The sequence below is a fragment of the Streptomyces sp. NBC_00726 genome (assembly GCF_045161735.1).
In the GTDB taxonomy this organism is placed as follows: Bacteria; Actinomycetota; Actinomycetes; order Streptomycetales; family Streptomycetaceae; genus Streptomyces.
Genome location: NZ_CP108983.1, coordinates 664,440 through 679,754, shown reverse-complemented (window position 1 = coordinate 679,754; position 15,315 = coordinate 664,440). Strand labels below are relative to the sequence as shown.

Annotated in this window: 8 protein-coding genes; 6 read left to right on the top strand and 2 right to left on the bottom strand. The window is 75.4% G+C overall.

Annotated elements, in window-relative coordinates; genetic code table 11:
- Positions 1-21: 21 nt before the first annotated feature.
- The gene (locus OG338_RS02860; protein ID WP_405935809.1) at positions 22-1,611 is read right to left on the bottom strand and encodes a hypothetical protein; all 1,590 of its coding nucleotides are present in this window, start codon (positions 1,609-1,611) and stop codon (positions 22-24) included.
- A 37-nt stretch (positions 1,612-1,648) separates the two neighbouring features.
- The gene (locus tag OG338_RS02855) at positions 1,649-1,843 is read right to left on the bottom strand and encodes a hypothetical protein (RefSeq protein WP_405935808.1); all 195 of its coding nucleotides are present in this window, start codon (positions 1,841-1,843) and stop codon (positions 1,649-1,651) included.
- Positions 1,844-2,087: 244 nt separating this feature from the next.
- On the opposite strand from OG338_RS02855, the gene OG338_RS02850 reads away from it, so the two are divergent.
- The 6 genes from OG338_RS02850 (at position 2,088) to OG338_RS02825 (ending at position 15,292) form a co-directional block, all read left to right on the top strand.
- Positions 2,088-2,480: an ankyrin repeat domain-containing protein gene (locus tag OG338_RS02850; RefSeq protein WP_405935807.1), complete on the top strand. Its 393-nt coding sequence runs from the start codon at positions 2,088-2,090 to the stop codon at positions 2,478-2,480.
- Positions 2,481-2,715: 235 nt separating this feature from the next.
- Positions 2,716-4,137 (top strand): HEAT repeat domain-containing protein, encoded by a 1,422-nt coding sequence (locus OG338_RS02845; protein ID WP_405935806.1) that lies wholly within the window; start codon positions 2,716-2,718, stop codon positions 4,135-4,137.
- Positions 4,138-4,238: 101 nt separating this feature from the next.
- Positions 4,239-7,868, top strand: a complete 3,630-nt coding sequence (locus OG338_RS02840; RefSeq protein ID WP_405935805.1) for a hydantoinase B/oxoprolinase family protein — start codon at positions 4,239-4,241, stop codon at positions 7,866-7,868.
- A 70-nt stretch (positions 7,869-7,938) separates the two neighbouring features.
- Complete coding sequence (locus tag OG338_RS02835; protein ID WP_018103966.1) at positions 7,939-9,465, top strand: hypothetical protein; 1,527 nt, start codon at positions 7,939-7,941, stop codon at positions 9,463-9,465.
- A 58-nt stretch (positions 9,466-9,523) separates the two neighbouring features.
- Positions 9,524-10,444 carry a hypothetical protein gene (locus OG338_RS02830; protein ID WP_405935804.1) on the top strand — a complete coding sequence of 307 codons (921 nt, stop codon included), beginning with the start codon at positions 9,524-9,526 and terminating at the stop codon, positions 10,442-10,444.
- A 57-nt stretch (positions 10,445-10,501) separates the two neighbouring features.
- Complete coding sequence (locus OG338_RS02825) at positions 10,502-15,292, top strand: hypothetical protein (protein ID WP_405935803.1); 4,791 nt, start codon at positions 10,502-10,504, stop codon at positions 15,290-15,292.
- Positions 15,293-15,315: the final 23 nt, after the last annotated feature.

The following is a 15,315-nucleotide window of genomic DNA, read 5'->3' as shown; positions in this document are numbered from 1 at the left end:
TCCTCCGTCGTCGTCATGCGTTCAGTCGCCGACGGCGACGGCCTCCAGCGCGGCCGGCGCCTCCACGGCCTCGGCCGGCGCCGGTTCCGGCGCCCCCGCCTCGACCGCCGTGCGCCGCTCCGGCAGCAGGCTGAGCACCGCCGCGCGCTGCGCCTCGCTCGTGGCGTCGTCGTACGGGTCGGGCGTGGCCGGGACCTGGATGCGCAGCACCGGACCGGTGCCGAAGCGGGCGTAGCCGCGGCCGGCCGGGGCGTCCGGCGGCGGGGTGGTGTGCGGTCCGGTGCCGAGCACCGACGTGACCTGTCCGGCGGTGCACTCGCCGAGCACCACCCGGGCCCTGGTGTGCGTCCGGACGGTCTCGCCGAGGCCGTCGAGCTGGTCGAACGCCTCGGCGACGACCACGACGACGTTGGCGGCCCGGCCGTGCCGCAGCGGGATCTGGAGCAGTTCCCGCACGTCGGGCGCCCCGTCGCCGGCCGGCCGGGCGAGCGTGCTCGGCCGGTCCAGCAGAATCCAGAGCGGCCGTGTCAGGTCCTCGGGGACCGGGTCCCCGGCCTGCCGGGCGCGGTTCGCCTCGATCAGCCGGCGTTCCGTCTCGTTGGCTGCCCACTCCAGCGTGGAGAGCGCGCCGGCGGGCCCGCACTCGACGGCCAGGACGCCCTCGCGCCCGGTGAAGCAGGCGTACTCGCCGGTGCCGCTGCCCTCCACGATGAGGATGTCGCCCTGCTGGAGCGCCTGGAGGGCGATGGACCGCAGCAGGCTGGTGGTGCCGCTGCCGGGCTGCCCGGCGACGAGCAGGTGCGGTTCGGTGGAGCGGGGGCCGGTGCGCCAGACGACGCCGGGCGCGTCCCGGGTACCGGTGCCGTCGCTCACCGGGAGGGTGCGTTGCACGGCGTCCTCGTCCGTGAAGCCGAGGACGGTTTCGCCGGGGGCGGTGACGAAGCGCTGGGCGGTGAGCGAGGTCGGCAGGGCGTCCAGGACGCTCATCACGAGCCGGTTGCCCTCCTCGTCCCAGCTGAAGCGGTATTCCCGGCCGCGGCCCGACTTGGCGTGCAGCAGCTGTTCGATCCGGGCCCGGGACTCGGGCTCGCTGTCGGTGAAGTACGCGGGATACGCGACCTGGAGGCGCGAGACGCGGCCGTCGCCGTCGAACGCGTAACCGCTGAAGACCTGCTCCCAGTCGCCGCCGTGGCTGAACAGCGGGCCGGGGTCGTCGGCCGTCGAGAAGTACGGCACGAGGGCTTCGTACAGGGAGCGCAGCCGGGCGGTCTCCGCCTCGTCGGGGCCGGTCCTGACGGGGGTGCGGTCGCGCCCCTTCCATGCGGCTGCGCCCATCACCGTGACGAGGGCCAGTACCGGCCCGTACGGGATGAGCGCGACCACGAGTACGCAGGCCGCGACGAGGAACAGCGTGGGGCCACGCCGGTCCTTGGGCGTCGCGGCCCACTTCTGCCGTCCTGCGCCGGCCAGCAGCCGCAGACCGCGCGTGAGCGTGATCAGCGGATGGAGCACATCGGTGGCGCTGTCGGCGGCCGTGCGCGCGAACTCTCGACTGCGAGTGATCGAAGCGCTGCCGCTGCTCAGAATGCGGGGGAGTGGTCGCCTGGCCACGTCTGTCTCCTGAAGGGGTCGGTGCGGAAGCGGGGGGTCAGAAGTTGATCCCGCCCAGGAGTCCGGCCAGGCTCGCTCCGCCCGCGGTGATGCTCGGTGCGATGGCGGTCCCGGCCAGGTAGAAGCCGAACAGGGCGGTGACGAGGGCGTGCGAAGCCTTGAGGCCGTCCTTCCTGAAGAACAGGAAGACGATGATGCCGAGGATGACGACGCCGGACATGGAAAGGATCATGAGTGTTTCTCCTGGTTGGAGGGAACGGTCACCATGAGTCCTTCCAGGCTCACCCCAAGTATCAGTAGGATAAAAGGCGCAACCGGGTGAAAAGGGTGATTATCCACTCGATCGGCGGAGGGGAAGCCCGGGCCTGATCATGTACCCGCCCGGGCAGTACCCTGTCGGTTCACTCGCACGGCCCCCGCCGTGCACGTCCCGGCCGCCGACGGCGGCCCGAACGGTCAAGGAAGGCGGTACCCCGATGAGCGACGCCCCCGATCCCGAGGTCGTGGAGCTGGCCTCCAAGGTGTTCGACCTGGCACGCGCCGGCGACGCCGACGCCCTCGCCGCCTACGTGGACGCCGGAGTGCCCGCCAACCTCACCAACGACCGGGGCGACTCGCTGCTGATGCTCGCCGCCTACCACGGGCACGCCCCCGCGGTCACCGCCCTCGCCGCCCGCGGCGCCGACCCGGGCCGGGCCAACGACCGGGGCCAGACCCCCCTCGCCGGAGCCGTCTTCAAGGGCGAGGAAGCGGTGATCCGCGCCCTCCTCGACGCGGGCGCCGATCCGGCCGCCGGAACCCCCTCCGCGGTCGACACCGCGCGCATGTTCGGCAAGGACGACCTGCTGGAACTCTTCGGCGCCCGCTGACCGGGTACGCCGTAAATGTGGTCGCGGTGGCGAAATGGCATGGGTCATCATGACGTCGCGGGCCCGGTCCGGGCCACCCGACGAGAGGCAGAGGAAGATGCTCTACACCAGGCGGAAGACGGCGGTCGGCGAATCATGTTGCTGCGGGGCCTAGAGCCTGCCCCAGTGCTCGTCCCGGAGCACGTGGATCTGCACAGTCCCGGTTGTGTCGACAGCTTGATGTGAGGCTTTCCCCATGTTCGATCCGTTCATAGCGCCGAGCGGCACCCTGCTCGGCCTGCTCCAGAGAGGTCGCGGCGACGGCACGCTCCACGCGCTCGCCGCACCGCGCCCCGAGGCCCTGGCGGCTCTCCACCACTGCGTCCTGAGCGACCCGCGCCACGACTGGCAGGTGGAGAACCGCTCCCTGTACTACGCGCGGCTCCACCTCGACCTCGACGGCGGTGTCGAGGAGATCGAGCGGCACCTGACCGACCCCGAGGACCACCTCGACACCGACGACGCGCGGACCGGCCTCGCCCTGTCCGTCCTCGGCCACCTCGCCTCCTACGGGCGCGGCGACGCCCTCGCCCTGCTGCGGCGCTACGCCGCGACCGGCTCCAACTGGGCCTGGGCCCTGGACGAACTGGCCCTGCGCGACGACGACGCCGGACTCCGCTCCCTCGCCGAGCCCGTGCTCGCCCGCTTCCCCGACGACCCCGAGGGCCGCGCCGAGCTGGCCGCGACCGTGCGGGACGCCTACGAGCCCCGCCCCTGGCGCCTCTGGGCCGACGACCCGCGCCAGGCCGTCGGCGCCCGCGTCCGGGCCGCGTCCGAGCAGGGGTCCTTCGACCGCTGGCAGCGCCAGATGCGCCCCGGCGGCCCCCGGCCCGGCTGGAGCGTCCAGGCGGTCTTCGACTGGGCCCAGCAGGGTCTGGACCGCGGCAGCCCGCTGCACGTGCCCGCCGCCCGCTGCCTCGCCGCCGTCGCGGGCCCCGATGACCGGTCCGGCATCGTCGCCGCCGCCCGCAGTGGACCCGACGCCGCCCGCTGCGCCGCCCTCCACTACCTGGCCGCCGAGGTCCGCGACCCCGCCGTGCTCGACCTCATCGAGACCGCCGCCGCCGAACCCCGGGGCGCCGTCGCCGACGCCGCCGTCGCCGCCTTCGAGCGCATGTGCGGCGAGGACGCCGTGGAGCGCGCCCGCCGCTGGGCCCGCAGGCCCGACGCGCTCGGAGCGTCCGCCGCCGGCGTGCTGGCCGGCCGCGGCGGCCCGCAGGACGCCCCGGCGGTGCTCGGCGCGCTGCGCGACGCCGTACGCGGCGACGGCCCCGACGCACCACGGCTGTGGGCGCTCGTGGACGGCGCCGGCCGCCTCGGCATCGCCTGCGCCGCACCCGTACTGCGCCACATCTACCGGGAGACGTCCTCCTCGCAGCTGCGCGGCCGGACCGCCCGGGCCCTCGCCGCCACCGACCCGTCCTTCGCCACCGGGTTCGCCGTCGAATGCCTGTGGGACTGCGAGGAGACGACCCGCGAGGTCGCCGCCCGGCATGCCGAGACCGGCGACCTGCGCGTCGCCGAGCGGCTGCGCCGCCTGGCCGCCGACCCCGCTGAGGAGGCCGAGGTCCAGTCGGCGGTACGCAGCAGGATCGGCCCGGACGCCCCGGCGGTCTGACCGGCGCAAACACCCCGTAACACCCCAGGAGCGCAGCGCGTCGGGGGCGCGCCGCTCCCTGCCTGTTCCGCGATCACCGGACGGCGGGCCAGTATGGGGGCATGACCGGGCGCTGGGAGTTCTGGATCGACCGTGGCGGCACCTTCACCGACGTGGTGGGGAGGCGCCCCGACGGAGAGCTCGTCACCCGCAAACTCCTCTCCCACGACCCGGACCGCTACCGCGACGCCGCCGTCGCCGGCATCCGGCTGATGCTCGGCCTCGGACCCGGTGAGCCGGTCCCCGCCGACCGCGTCGCCGCCGTGAAGATGGGCACCACCGTCGCCACCAACGCCCTGCTGGAACGGCGCGGCGAACCGACCGTCCTGGTCATCACCGAAGGCTTCCGGGACGCCCTGCGCATCGCGTACCAGAACCGCCCCCGCCTCTTCGACCGCCGCATCCTGCTCCCGGAAGCCGTGTACGACCGGGTCGTCGAAGTCCCCGAGCGCATCGACGCCCAGGGCCGCACCGTCACCCCGCTCGACCGCGAGGCCGTCGCCGCCCGGCTGCGCGAGGCCCGCGCCGACGGGCTGAGCAGCGCGGCCGTCGTCCTGATGCACGGCTACCGGCACCCCGCCCACGAGCAGGCGGTCGCCGCCGAGGCCAGGGCCGCCGGCTTCACCCAGATCAGCTGCTCGCACGAGGTCAGCCCGCTGATCAAGCTCGTCCCGCGCGGCGACACCACCGTCGTGGACGCCTACCTCTCACCGATCCTGCGCCGGTACGTCGACTCGGTCGCCGCCGAACTCCCCGGCATCCGGCTCATGTTCATGCAGTCCAACGGCGGCCTGCGCGAGGCCGCCCACTTCCGCGGCAAGGACGCGGTGCTCTCCGGACCGGCCGGCGGCGTCGTCGGCATGGTCCGCACCTCCGCCCGGGCCGGCCACGACCGGGTCATCGGCTTCGACATGGGCGGCACCTCCACCGACGTCTCGCACTACGCGGGCGAGTTCGAACGCGAACTGGGCACGGAGGTTGCCGGCGCCCGGATGCGCGTCCCCATGATGAACATCCACACCGTCGCGGCCGGCGGCGGCTCCGTCCTCCACTTCGACGGCCGGCGCTACCGGGTCGGCCCCGACTCCGCAGGCGCGGTCCCCGGCCCCGCCTGCTACCGCCGGGGCGGGCCGCTGACCGTCACCGACGCCCAGGTCATGCTGGGCCGCATCCGCCCCGCCCACTTCCCCGCCGTCTTCGGGCCGGACGGCGACCAGCCCCTGGACGCGGACCTCGTGCGCGAACGCTTCGAGGAGCTGGCCGAGGAGGTCGCCCGGGCCACCGGCACCAAGCGGACGGCGGCCGAGACCGCGGCCGGCTTCCTGGAGATCGCGGTCCTCGCCATGGCCAACGCCGTCAAGAAGATCTCCGTACAGCGCGGCCACGACATCACCCGCTACGCCCTCACCGGCTTCGGCGGCGCCGGCGGCCAGGCCGTCTGCGCCGTCGCCGACGCCCTCGGCATCGACACCGTCCTCGTCCCGCCGCTGGCCGGGGTGCTGTCCGCGTACGGCATCGGGCTCGCCGACGCCACCGCCATGCGCGAGCAGTCCTTCGAGGCCGCCCTGGACGCGGACTCCGAGAGCCGGGTGCGCGCGCTGTGCGACGAGCTCGCCGCCCGTACGAGCGCCGACCTGCGCGCCGACGGCGTGCCCGCCGACGCCATCAGCACCCGCGCCCGGGTCCTGCTGCGCTACGAGGGCACCGACGCGAGCCTGCCCGTCGCCCTGGACACGGCCGCCGCCATGACCGACGCCTTCACCCGCGAGCACCGTGCCCGCTACGGCTTCACGGCCGACCGGCGGCTCGTCGTGGAGACGGTCTCCGTCGAGGCCACCGGGACCGCCGGCGGCCACGCCGAGCTCCGGCCGGCCGCACGCGACGAGGGCGCCCCCACCACACCCCGCCCCCACGACACCGCCCGCATGTTCGCGGAGGGCCACTGGCGGGAGGCCCCGCTGCACCGCCGGGACGACCTCAGGGCCACCGACGTCGTTACCGGCCCCGCCGTCATCGCGGAGGCCGACGCCACCACCGTCGTGGACCCCGGCTGGCAGGCCGAACTCGCCGCCACCGGCCACCTCGTCCTCACCCGCGCCCGCCCGCGCCCCGCCCGGCAGGCCGTCGGCACCCAGGTCGACCCGGTGATGCTGGAGGTCTTCAACAACCTCTTCATGTCCATCGCCGAGCAGATGGGCGTGACCCTGGAGAACACCGCCCGCTCCGTCAACATCAAGGAACGCCTCGACTTCTCCTGCGCCCTGTTCGACGCCGAAGGCAACCTGATCGCCAACGCGCCCCACATCCCCGTCCACCTCGGCTCCATGGGCGAGTCGATCAAGGAAGTGCTCCGGCGCAACGCGGACACCCTGCGCCCCGGCGACGTCTACGCCATCAACGACCCGTACCACGGCGGCACCCACCTCCCCGACGTCACCGTCGTGACGCCCGTGTTCGACACCACCGGCGACGGGCCCGTGCTGCGCTTCCTGGTGGCCTCGCGCGGCCACCACGCCGAGATCGGCGGCATCACCCCCGGCTCCATGCCCGCCTTCAGCCGGACCGTGGACGAGGAGGGCGTCCTCTTCGACAACTGGCTCCTGGTCCGCGACGGCACCTTCCGCGAGGACGCCACCCGCGACCACCTCACCACCGCCCCGTACCCCTCCCGCGATCCCGCCACCAACCTCGCCGACCTGCGCGCCCAGATCGCCGCCAACGAGAAGGGCATCGCCGAACTGCGCGCCGTGACCGACCAGTTCGGCGCCGAGGTGGTGGACGCCTACATGGGCCATGTGCAGGACAACGCCGAGGAGTCGGTGCGCCGCATCGTCGCCGGGCTCGACGACGGCCACTACCGGTACGAGACGGACAACGGCGCCGTCATCGAGGTGACCGTCACCGTCGACCGCGAGGCCCGCGCCGCCGTCATCGACTTCACTGGTACGTCCCCGCAGCAGCCGGGCAACCTCAACGCCCCGAAATCCGTGGTCACGGCCGCCGTGCTGTACGTCTTCCGCACCCTGGTCGCCGACGACATCCCGCTCAACAGCGGCTGCCTGAACCCGCTGGAGATCCGCGTCCCGGAGGGCTCCATGCTGGCGCCCGTCCCACCCGCCGCCACCGTCGCCGGCAACGTCGAGACCTCGCAGGCGGTGACCGGCGCGCTGTACGCGGCCCTCGGCGTCCAGGCCGAGGGCTCCGGCACCATGAACAACCTGACCTTCGGCAACGACCGCGTCCAGTACTACGAGACCGTCGCCAGCGGCTCCGGCGCCGGCGAGGACTTCGACGGCACCGACGCCGTCCAGACCCATATGACCAACTCCCGGCTCACCGACCCCGAGATCCTGGAATGGCGCTACCCGGTCCTGCTGGAGAGCTTCCAGGTGCGCGAGGGCAGTGGGGGAGCGGGCCGCCACCGGGGCGGCTGCGGCGTCGAGCGCCGCATCCGCTTCCTCGAACCGGTCACCCTCGCCCTGCTCACCGGACACCGCCGGGTGCCCCCGTACGGCATGGCGGGCGGCGGACCCGGCGCCCTCGGCAGCCAGCACATCGAACGCGCCGACGGCGGCCGCACCGAGCTGGCCGCCTGCGACAGCGCGGACGCCGGCCCGGACGACGTACTGGTGCTGCGTACCCCCGGGGGCGGGGGTTACGGGGAGCGGGACGGGGAACGCGCGGGGGCCTGACCGGTCCGCCGGGAGCGGCCCTTCTGCGCCGTTTCGACCGTTGTCGGTGCGAGGACCTAATCTGTGCACCGTGACTTCGCCTGCCTACACGGACAACGCTGCGCCCCAGCTCAGCGCGGGGCCGCGGCCCGCACCGGGCCCGGCCGCCGACGAGGGGCTGTCCCGGCGGCTGCGCGCGCTCGCCTGCACCGCGCCGCTGCACGACCTGGATGTGCGCAAGGCGAACCTCGCCGGTGAGTACAGCGGCTACGCGATGGCCGAGGTCGCCCTCGCCGCGATCGACCACGTCACGCTCAACATGGACTTCGACACCGGCGCGGACCACGACCAGATAGTGACCAGGCTCCTCCCGCGTGTCGCCGCCCAGGCCCCCGCCCGCCCCGCCGCCGAGCACGAACGGGTCGCCCGCTGGGTCCTGGAGAACCTGATCAACGTCGGCAGCGTCGACCGAGGCTTCCGCGCGGTCTACGGCACCTTCGGGCCCGACGGCGTCTACGTCCGCCGGGACTACGACTTCAAGCTCATCGAAGAGGTCCCCGGGCACGGCGGCAGCGTCTACCTCAGGGCCACCGACGAGGCGGTCAACGTCCTGGTCGGCGCCCTCGACACCGATGTCACCAGCGCCCAGATCGCCGCCGAGGTCAAGCTGGAGGTCCTGATCAGCCGGGGCCGCCTCGCCGACGCCCAGCTCGCCGCCGAACAGGCCCGCTACCGGACCGTGCAGTACGCGGAGACCCTGCGCAAGACGCTCGACGCCACCCGGCGCAACGTCCGCGCGGTCGACTGGCTCAACGCCGTGCCCGACATGATCGCCGAGGCCCTGGACCATGTCGCCGACCGCTACCGCCACGAGAACGCGATCCTGACCAACATCCGCAAGGCCCGCGACGAGGCCGAGGACCCCGAGCACAAGCGCCGTGCCGCCGAGCTGGTCGACATCGTCAAGGACTGCATCCGCCGCCACACCCAGCTCCAGTCCCGGCTGCTGGAGGCCGGACCGCTGTTCCGCGCCGAGCAGGACCGCCAGGCGTTCGCCGCCCCCGCCGCCCGCACCGGACTCGACCTCTACGGGCAGCTCCTCGCCCCGCTGCTGCCGCTCCCGGTCGAGCGGGCGAGCCGCGCCACCGACGCCTTCTTCGCCCACGGCACGGGCCTGCGCACCCCGGTCTCCGTCCGGGTCGGAGACCTGGTCGACCTGCTCCTCAGCCCGCCCCCGGCCCGCGAACACCTCGGCGCGGAGATGCCCGAGCCGGACCTGATCGCCACCCCGGACGACAGCCGCTTCAGCGAGGAGCAGCTGGCCGCCGCGATGGAGCTGCTCGACCTGGAGCACGACGCGCCGCGCCGGCTCTCCGGCCTCCTGGCCGACGCCCGCCGCCGCGACCCGGACCTGCCCTACCTGGTCGCCCTGCTCGCGGTGCACGCCGCGAGCCCCCCGGTCGGCACCGCCTACCGCCAGGGCGAGCGCCGCCTGCTGTTCTCCGTGGACGACGGCACCCCGCTGGACGACGAGGAGTTCGGCGGCGCCGACCTGATCGTCGGCACGGCCCTGCTCGACGCCGCCGGCATGGCCGCCGACCGTACGGAGGCGCCATGACGGCCCCCGGCCCCCGTACCGCCTTCCGCAATACATTCCGCACCGAGGAGCCAGTGTCGTGAGCGACCACCGCGCAGAGCACGCCGACGCGTGGCACGAGCACGCCGACCGGCCCGCCCCCGGCTACGAACCCGACCGCCCGGCGCCCGCACCCGCCGCCGTCACCCCGGCGGACGCGGCCGACGCCGCCCGGCTCGTCGCCTTCGGCCTCCAGCCCAAGCTGCTCCCCGCCCGCGACGCGGAATACGCCGAACTGCTGCGCCGCTACCGGGACGACCCCGCCTTCGCCCGGCTCGCCGACGCCGTCGCCACCGGCCTCGGCCTCATCGTCCTGGAGGTCTCGCCCCGGGCCGGCATGGCCGTCACGGCGGGCGAGGACTCCGTCTTCGCCGTCCGCATGGGCGACTACGCGCGCCGCGCCTCCTCGGACAGCGCCGACCGCTTCCTGCACGGCCTCGCCCACCTCGTCGTCGCCGCGATGGCCTTCCCGCGCCCCGAGGACCTGGCCGACGACGCCTACATCGGCCGGATCACGGTCAACGGCGTGGATGCCTTCGTACGCCAGGCGTGCGACCGCCTGGAACAGCGCGCCGAGGAACAGGGCGACAACACCGACCCGGCCAGCGACGCCCCGGGCCTGGAAGCCGGCTGGCGGGTCTACGCCCGGCGCAGCGCCACCGGCGCCACCAAGGACGCCCGCCGGCTCGCCGGCTCCACCACCGGCATCATCGGCAAGGCCGTCGCCTTCCTCACCGACTCCGGCTTCCTCCAGCGCACCGGTGACGACGCCGGAGGCACGTACCGCACCACCGCCCGCTACCAGCTCCAGGTCCGCGACATGGCCGGCACCGCCGCCATGGCCGAACTCCTCGATCTGGGCGTCGTCCCCGTCACCGACGGAAGCGCCACGCTGCTGCCGCCCCCGGACCCCGACGACCTGGAACTGGTGGCCGACGCGGGCCTGCCGTTCCACGGCTGACCGCCGCCCGTCACCGACGCCCTCCCCCCGCTCCCAGAACGACGAGAGTCCGCCGCCATGTACGAGCTGTCCCGGGTCCGCCTCTACTCCATCGGACCGGCCGGCGCACGCTACGCCGACACCGTGCTCGACCTGCGCGGAGTCGGCGAGCCCGTGCCCCGCCCGGCCCCGGCGCAGGCGGAGTTCTTCGAGGACGAGCCGGTCGGCCCGCCGCGCCGGCCCGCCCCCGCGGGCGTCCTCTTCCTGGAGAACGGCGGCGGCAAGTCCGTCCTGCTGAAGCTGATCTTCTCGGTGATGCTCCCCGGCCACCGCAACACCCTCGGCGGCGCCAGCTCCGGCGTGCTCCGCAAGTTCCTGCTCGCCGACGACTGCGGCCATGTCGCCCTGGAATGGCAGCACACCCTGACCGGCGAGTGCGTGGTCGTCGGCAAGGTCAGCGAGTGGCGCGGCCGCCAGGTCTCCAACGACCCCCGGAAGTTCGCCGAGGCGTGGTACTCGTTCCGGCCCGGCCCCGGACTCGGGCTCGACTCGCTGCCCGTCGCCGAGTCCACTGCCGTCGGCCGCCCCGCCGAAGGCGTCTCCGGCGCCCGCGGCCGCCGCCGCACCATGAAGGGCTTCCGCGACGCGCTCACCGAGGCCGGGAAGTTCTACCAGCACCTCGACGTGCACTGGGAGGAGATCCACGACCGCTGGAACGAACACCTCGGCGACCTGGGCCTCGACCCCGAACTCTTCCGCTACCAGCGCGAGATGAACGCCGACGAGGGCGAGGCGGCCGGCCTCTTCGCGGTCAAGAAGGACTCCGACTTCACCGACCTGCTGCTGCGCGCCGTCACCGACACCCGCGACACGGACGGCCTCGCCGACCTCGTCAGCGGCTTCGGCAACAAACTCGGCCGCCGCGCCGAGCTCACCGCCGAACGCGACTTCACCGCAGGCTCCGCCGACCTCCTCGGCCGCATCGTCGAGGCCGCCGGCACCCGCGCCCGCGCCCGCGACATCCACGCCGGATCCGAGCGCCGCACCCGCACCCTCGCCCGCCGCCTCTCCGCCCGCGCCGGCGAGGAGCGCGGCCGGGCCGCCGAGCTCGCCCAGCAGGTCACCGCCGCCGCCCACACCGTCACCGGCGCCGAGAACACCCGCGGGCGCAGCGCCCTGATCGCCGCCGAACTCGCCTACCGGCACGCCTCGCTGGCGCTCACCGCCGCCGAGAAGAGCGCCGCCGCCCAGCGCCGCGAACTGGGCGACGCACGCACCCTGCACGCCGCCTGGCAGGCCGCCGAAGCCGTCCTGCGCCACCGCGCCGCCGGCGACCGCTCCGCCCGCGTCGCCGCCGCGATCCGGGAGGCCGAGCGCGACGCCGCTCCCGCCCTCGCCGCCCGCGCGGGCGCCGCCGCCGACCTCGTACGGGCCCTGCACACCGCCGCCGAGGCGGGCGAGAGCCGGGCCAACGAGGAGGAGGAGCGCTCCGACACCCTCCAGAGCGCCGGCGAGGCCGCCCACCGCGACGCCACCACCGCCGCCACCGAGGCCCAGCGCGCCCGCAGCGAGGCCGGCCATCTGCGCCAGCGCCTGGCCGAGGTCGAGCAGGAGACCGCCGAAGCCGTCCGGGCCGGCTGGCTGGACGACACCGCGCCGCACGCCGACCCGGCCAGGGCCGCCCTCGCCGCCAACGACGCCGAACAGGCCGCCGTGGCCGCCTGGGACACCGCCCGCGAGGCCGCCGGAGCCGCCGCCGACCGGGCCCGCCGGGCCACCGCCGACGAGTCCCGCGCCGAACTGGCCGCCGCCCGCGCCGCCGACGCCGCCCGCGCCGCCGAGCAGGCGTACGAGGCGGAGCTGAGGGCCGCCGACTCCCTCGCCGCCGAACCCCGCCTCGCCGAACTCCTCGGCCTGCCCGGCGCCGTCCCCCGCCCCCGGCAGGCCGCCGCCGGGACCGGCCGGACCGCTGACGCCCAGCACGGGCACGACGAGGGGCAGGCCCCCGCACCGGCCACCCCGGACGGAGCCGAACCCGCCCCGCACAGCGCGCCCGCCGCCACCGCAGCCCTTCCCGGGCCCGCCGGACAGGCACTCACCGCCGACGAGTTCGACCGCGCCGCCGACGAGCTGCGCGACCTGCTCGACCAGAGCGTCACCACCGCCGAACGGCGCCTGTTCGAACTGCGCACCGCGGCCGCCGACGACGCCCGCATCCTGGGCGCGCTCGGCGACGGCGGCCTCCTCCCGCCCAGCCCCGACGTCCTGGCCACCGTGGAATACCTCGGCGAACAGGGCATCCCCGCCCTCCCCGGCTGGCGCTACCTCGCCCAGGCCGTCGACCCCGCCGACCACGCCGCCGTCCTCGCCGCCCGGCCCGAGCTCGTGGACGGCGTCGTCATCACCGACCCCGGCGCGCACGCCCGCGCCCGCGACGTCCTCGGCGCCGCCGCCCTGCTGCCCCGGTCCGCCGTCGCCGTCGGCACCGCCGCCGCCCTCCTCGCCCCCGTGCCCGGCCCCGGCACCGGCGCGCCCGGCACCGGCGAAGGCGTCTTCCTCGTACCGCCGAACCCGGCCATGCACGACGAGCACGCCGCCGACGAGGAGCGCCAGGCGCTGCGCAGCCGGGCCGCCGCCCGCGACGAGGACATCCGGGTGCTCGCCGCCCGCCTCGGCGCCGACCGCGCCCTCGCCGCCCGCATCGGTTCCTGGCGCGCCGACTGCCCGCCCGGCATGCTCGCCGAGCTCGCCGAAGCCGCCGGCACCGCCCGCACCGCCGCCGGGACCGCCGAGGCCGTCCTCGCCGAGGCCCGCACGGTCCGCGCCGAGGCCGACGAGGCCGCCGCCGACACCGCCCGGGTCCGCGAGGAGCGCCAGGAGGCCGCCCAGCGCGCCCGCCGGGCCGCCGACGCGCTCGCCGGACTCGCCTTCCGGCTGCGCGAACGGGCCGGCTGGCAGGCCAAGCTGCGCGAGCTGACCGACGAGGCCGCGGAGAGCGAGGCCCGCGCCACCGTCTTCCTGGAGCGCGCCCGGGCCGCCGACGAGGACCGCCGCGCCGCCCAGCGCGCCGCCGACGACGCCCGCCGCACCGCCCGCGCCCTGCGCGCCGAACGCGCCGAGATCGCCGGCGCCCCCGAACACCTCCCCGACCTCGGCGAGGACGCCCCGCGCCAGGCCCTGCCCGCCCTGCGCGAGGCGTACCGGGCGGCGTCGCAGCTGTACGAGAAGGTGGGCGTCGGCGCCGACCTGCGCGCCGAGCAGGCCCGAGCCGAGAGCGACGAGAGCGCCGCCCTCGCCGAGCTGGACCGCCTCACCAACAAGGTCCGCACCCGGGCCGCCCAGCTTCTGGAGGGCACCGACGGCGCGGACGGCCCGTCCCGGCAGGCCGCCGCCGCCCGCGCCGAATCCCTCGTCCAGCTCCTGGAGACCCGGGCCTCCGCCGCCAGCGAGCAGCTGGGCCGGCTGCGCGGCGAGGCCGAACGCCTGGCGCCCGCCGACGGCGAGAGCCTGCACACCGAGCTGCCCGACGACCGGGTGCCCGCCGACGCCGAACAGGCCCAGGCCCTCCTGCGGACCGCCACCGCCGAGCTGGCCGCCGCCACCGCCGCGCTGGACACCGCCCGGGCCGCCCACGCCGAGCTGCTGCACGCCCACCGCGCGGCCGAGGACGCGGCGGGCGGCTTCGACGAGACCGCCGCCCTGCTCCGCGACCTGCTCAGGGACCACGGCGCCGAGGACGACCCCGAGGAGCCCGAGCCGTATCCGGGCAGCCTGGAGGAGGCCCGGCAGTCCGCCGCCGAGGCCCGCCGCTCGCTGCGCGGCTGCGCCGCCGACCTCTCCGCCGCCGAAGCGGCCGTCCGGGAGGCGAGCGACGTCCTCGTACGGCACGCCAACTCCACCCGCTACGAGCAGGTCCGCACCCCGGCCCGGCAGCAGATCCGCGAACTGCCCGCCGCCGCGCTCCCCGAGCACGCCGAGAAGTGGGCCGCCGCCTTCGCGCCCCGGCTCCGCGTCCTCACCGACGAGCTGGCCCAGCTGGAGCGCAACCGCGACTCCATCGTGGACCGGCTGCGCGGCCTGGTGGAGTCCGCGCTCACCACGCTGCGCTCCGCCCAGCGGCTCTCCCGGCTCCCCGAGGGCCTGGGGGAGTGGTCCGGGCAGGAATTCCTCCGTATCCGCTTCGAGGAGCCCGACCAGGCCACCCTCACCGAACGGCTCGGCGAGGTCGTGGACGAGGCGACGCGCGCGGCCCTCCGGAAGAACTCCGACCTGCGCCGCGACGGCATGTCGCTGCTCCTGCGCGGGGTCCGGGCGGCCCTGGAACCCAAGGGCGTCGCCGTCGAGATCCTGAAGCCGGACGCCGTGCTGCGCGCCGAGCGGGTGCCGGTCGGGCAGATGGGCGACGTCTTCTCCGGCGGCCAGCTGCTCACCGCCGCCATCGCCCTGTACTGCACGATGGCCGCCCTGCGCAGCAACGACCGGGGGCGCGACCGCGCGGAGCACCGGCACGCGGGCACGCTGTTCCTGGACAACCCGATCGGCCGGGCCAACGCCACCTATCTGCTGGAGCTCCAGCGCGCGGTGGCCGACGCGCTCGGCGTACAGCTGCTGTACACCACCGGCCTGTTCGACACGACGGCGCTGGCGGAATTCCCGCTCGTCATCCGGCTGCGCAACGACGCGGACCTGCGCGCCGGGCTGAAGTACATCAGCGTCGAGGAGCACCTGCGCCCCGGGCTGCCGCAGCAGGACCCCGGCAGCGAGACGGTGCACGGGGAGATCACCGCGACCCGCATGTTCAAGCGCGGCGCCCCGGCGCCCCGGACCCCGGACGCCTCCGAGACGATCGAGGAGACCCGGACCCCGTAGACCCTGTCGTCAAGGACCGGCGG

Excerpts from the sequence above, each read along its gene's own strand:
- OG338_RS02855 (WP_405935808.1), bottom strand. The coding sequence starts at position 1,843 with ATGATCCTTTCCATGTCCGGCGTCGTCATCCTCGGCATCATCGTCTTC.
- OG338_RS02850 (WP_405935807.1), top strand. The coding sequence starts at position 2,088 with ATGAGCGACGCCCCCGATCCCGAGGTCGTGGAGCTGGCCTCCAAGGTG.
- OG338_RS02845 (WP_405935806.1), top strand. The coding sequence starts at position 2,716 with ATGTTCGATCCGTTCATAGCGCCGAGCGGCACCCTGCTCGGCCTGCTC.
- OG338_RS02840 (WP_405935805.1), top strand. The coding sequence starts at position 4,239 with ATGACCGGGCGCTGGGAGTTCTGGATCGACCGTGGCGGCACCTTCACC.
- OG338_RS02825 (WP_405935803.1), top strand. The coding sequence starts at position 10,502 with ATGTACGAGCTGTCCCGGGTCCGCCTCTACTCCATCGGACCGGCCGGC.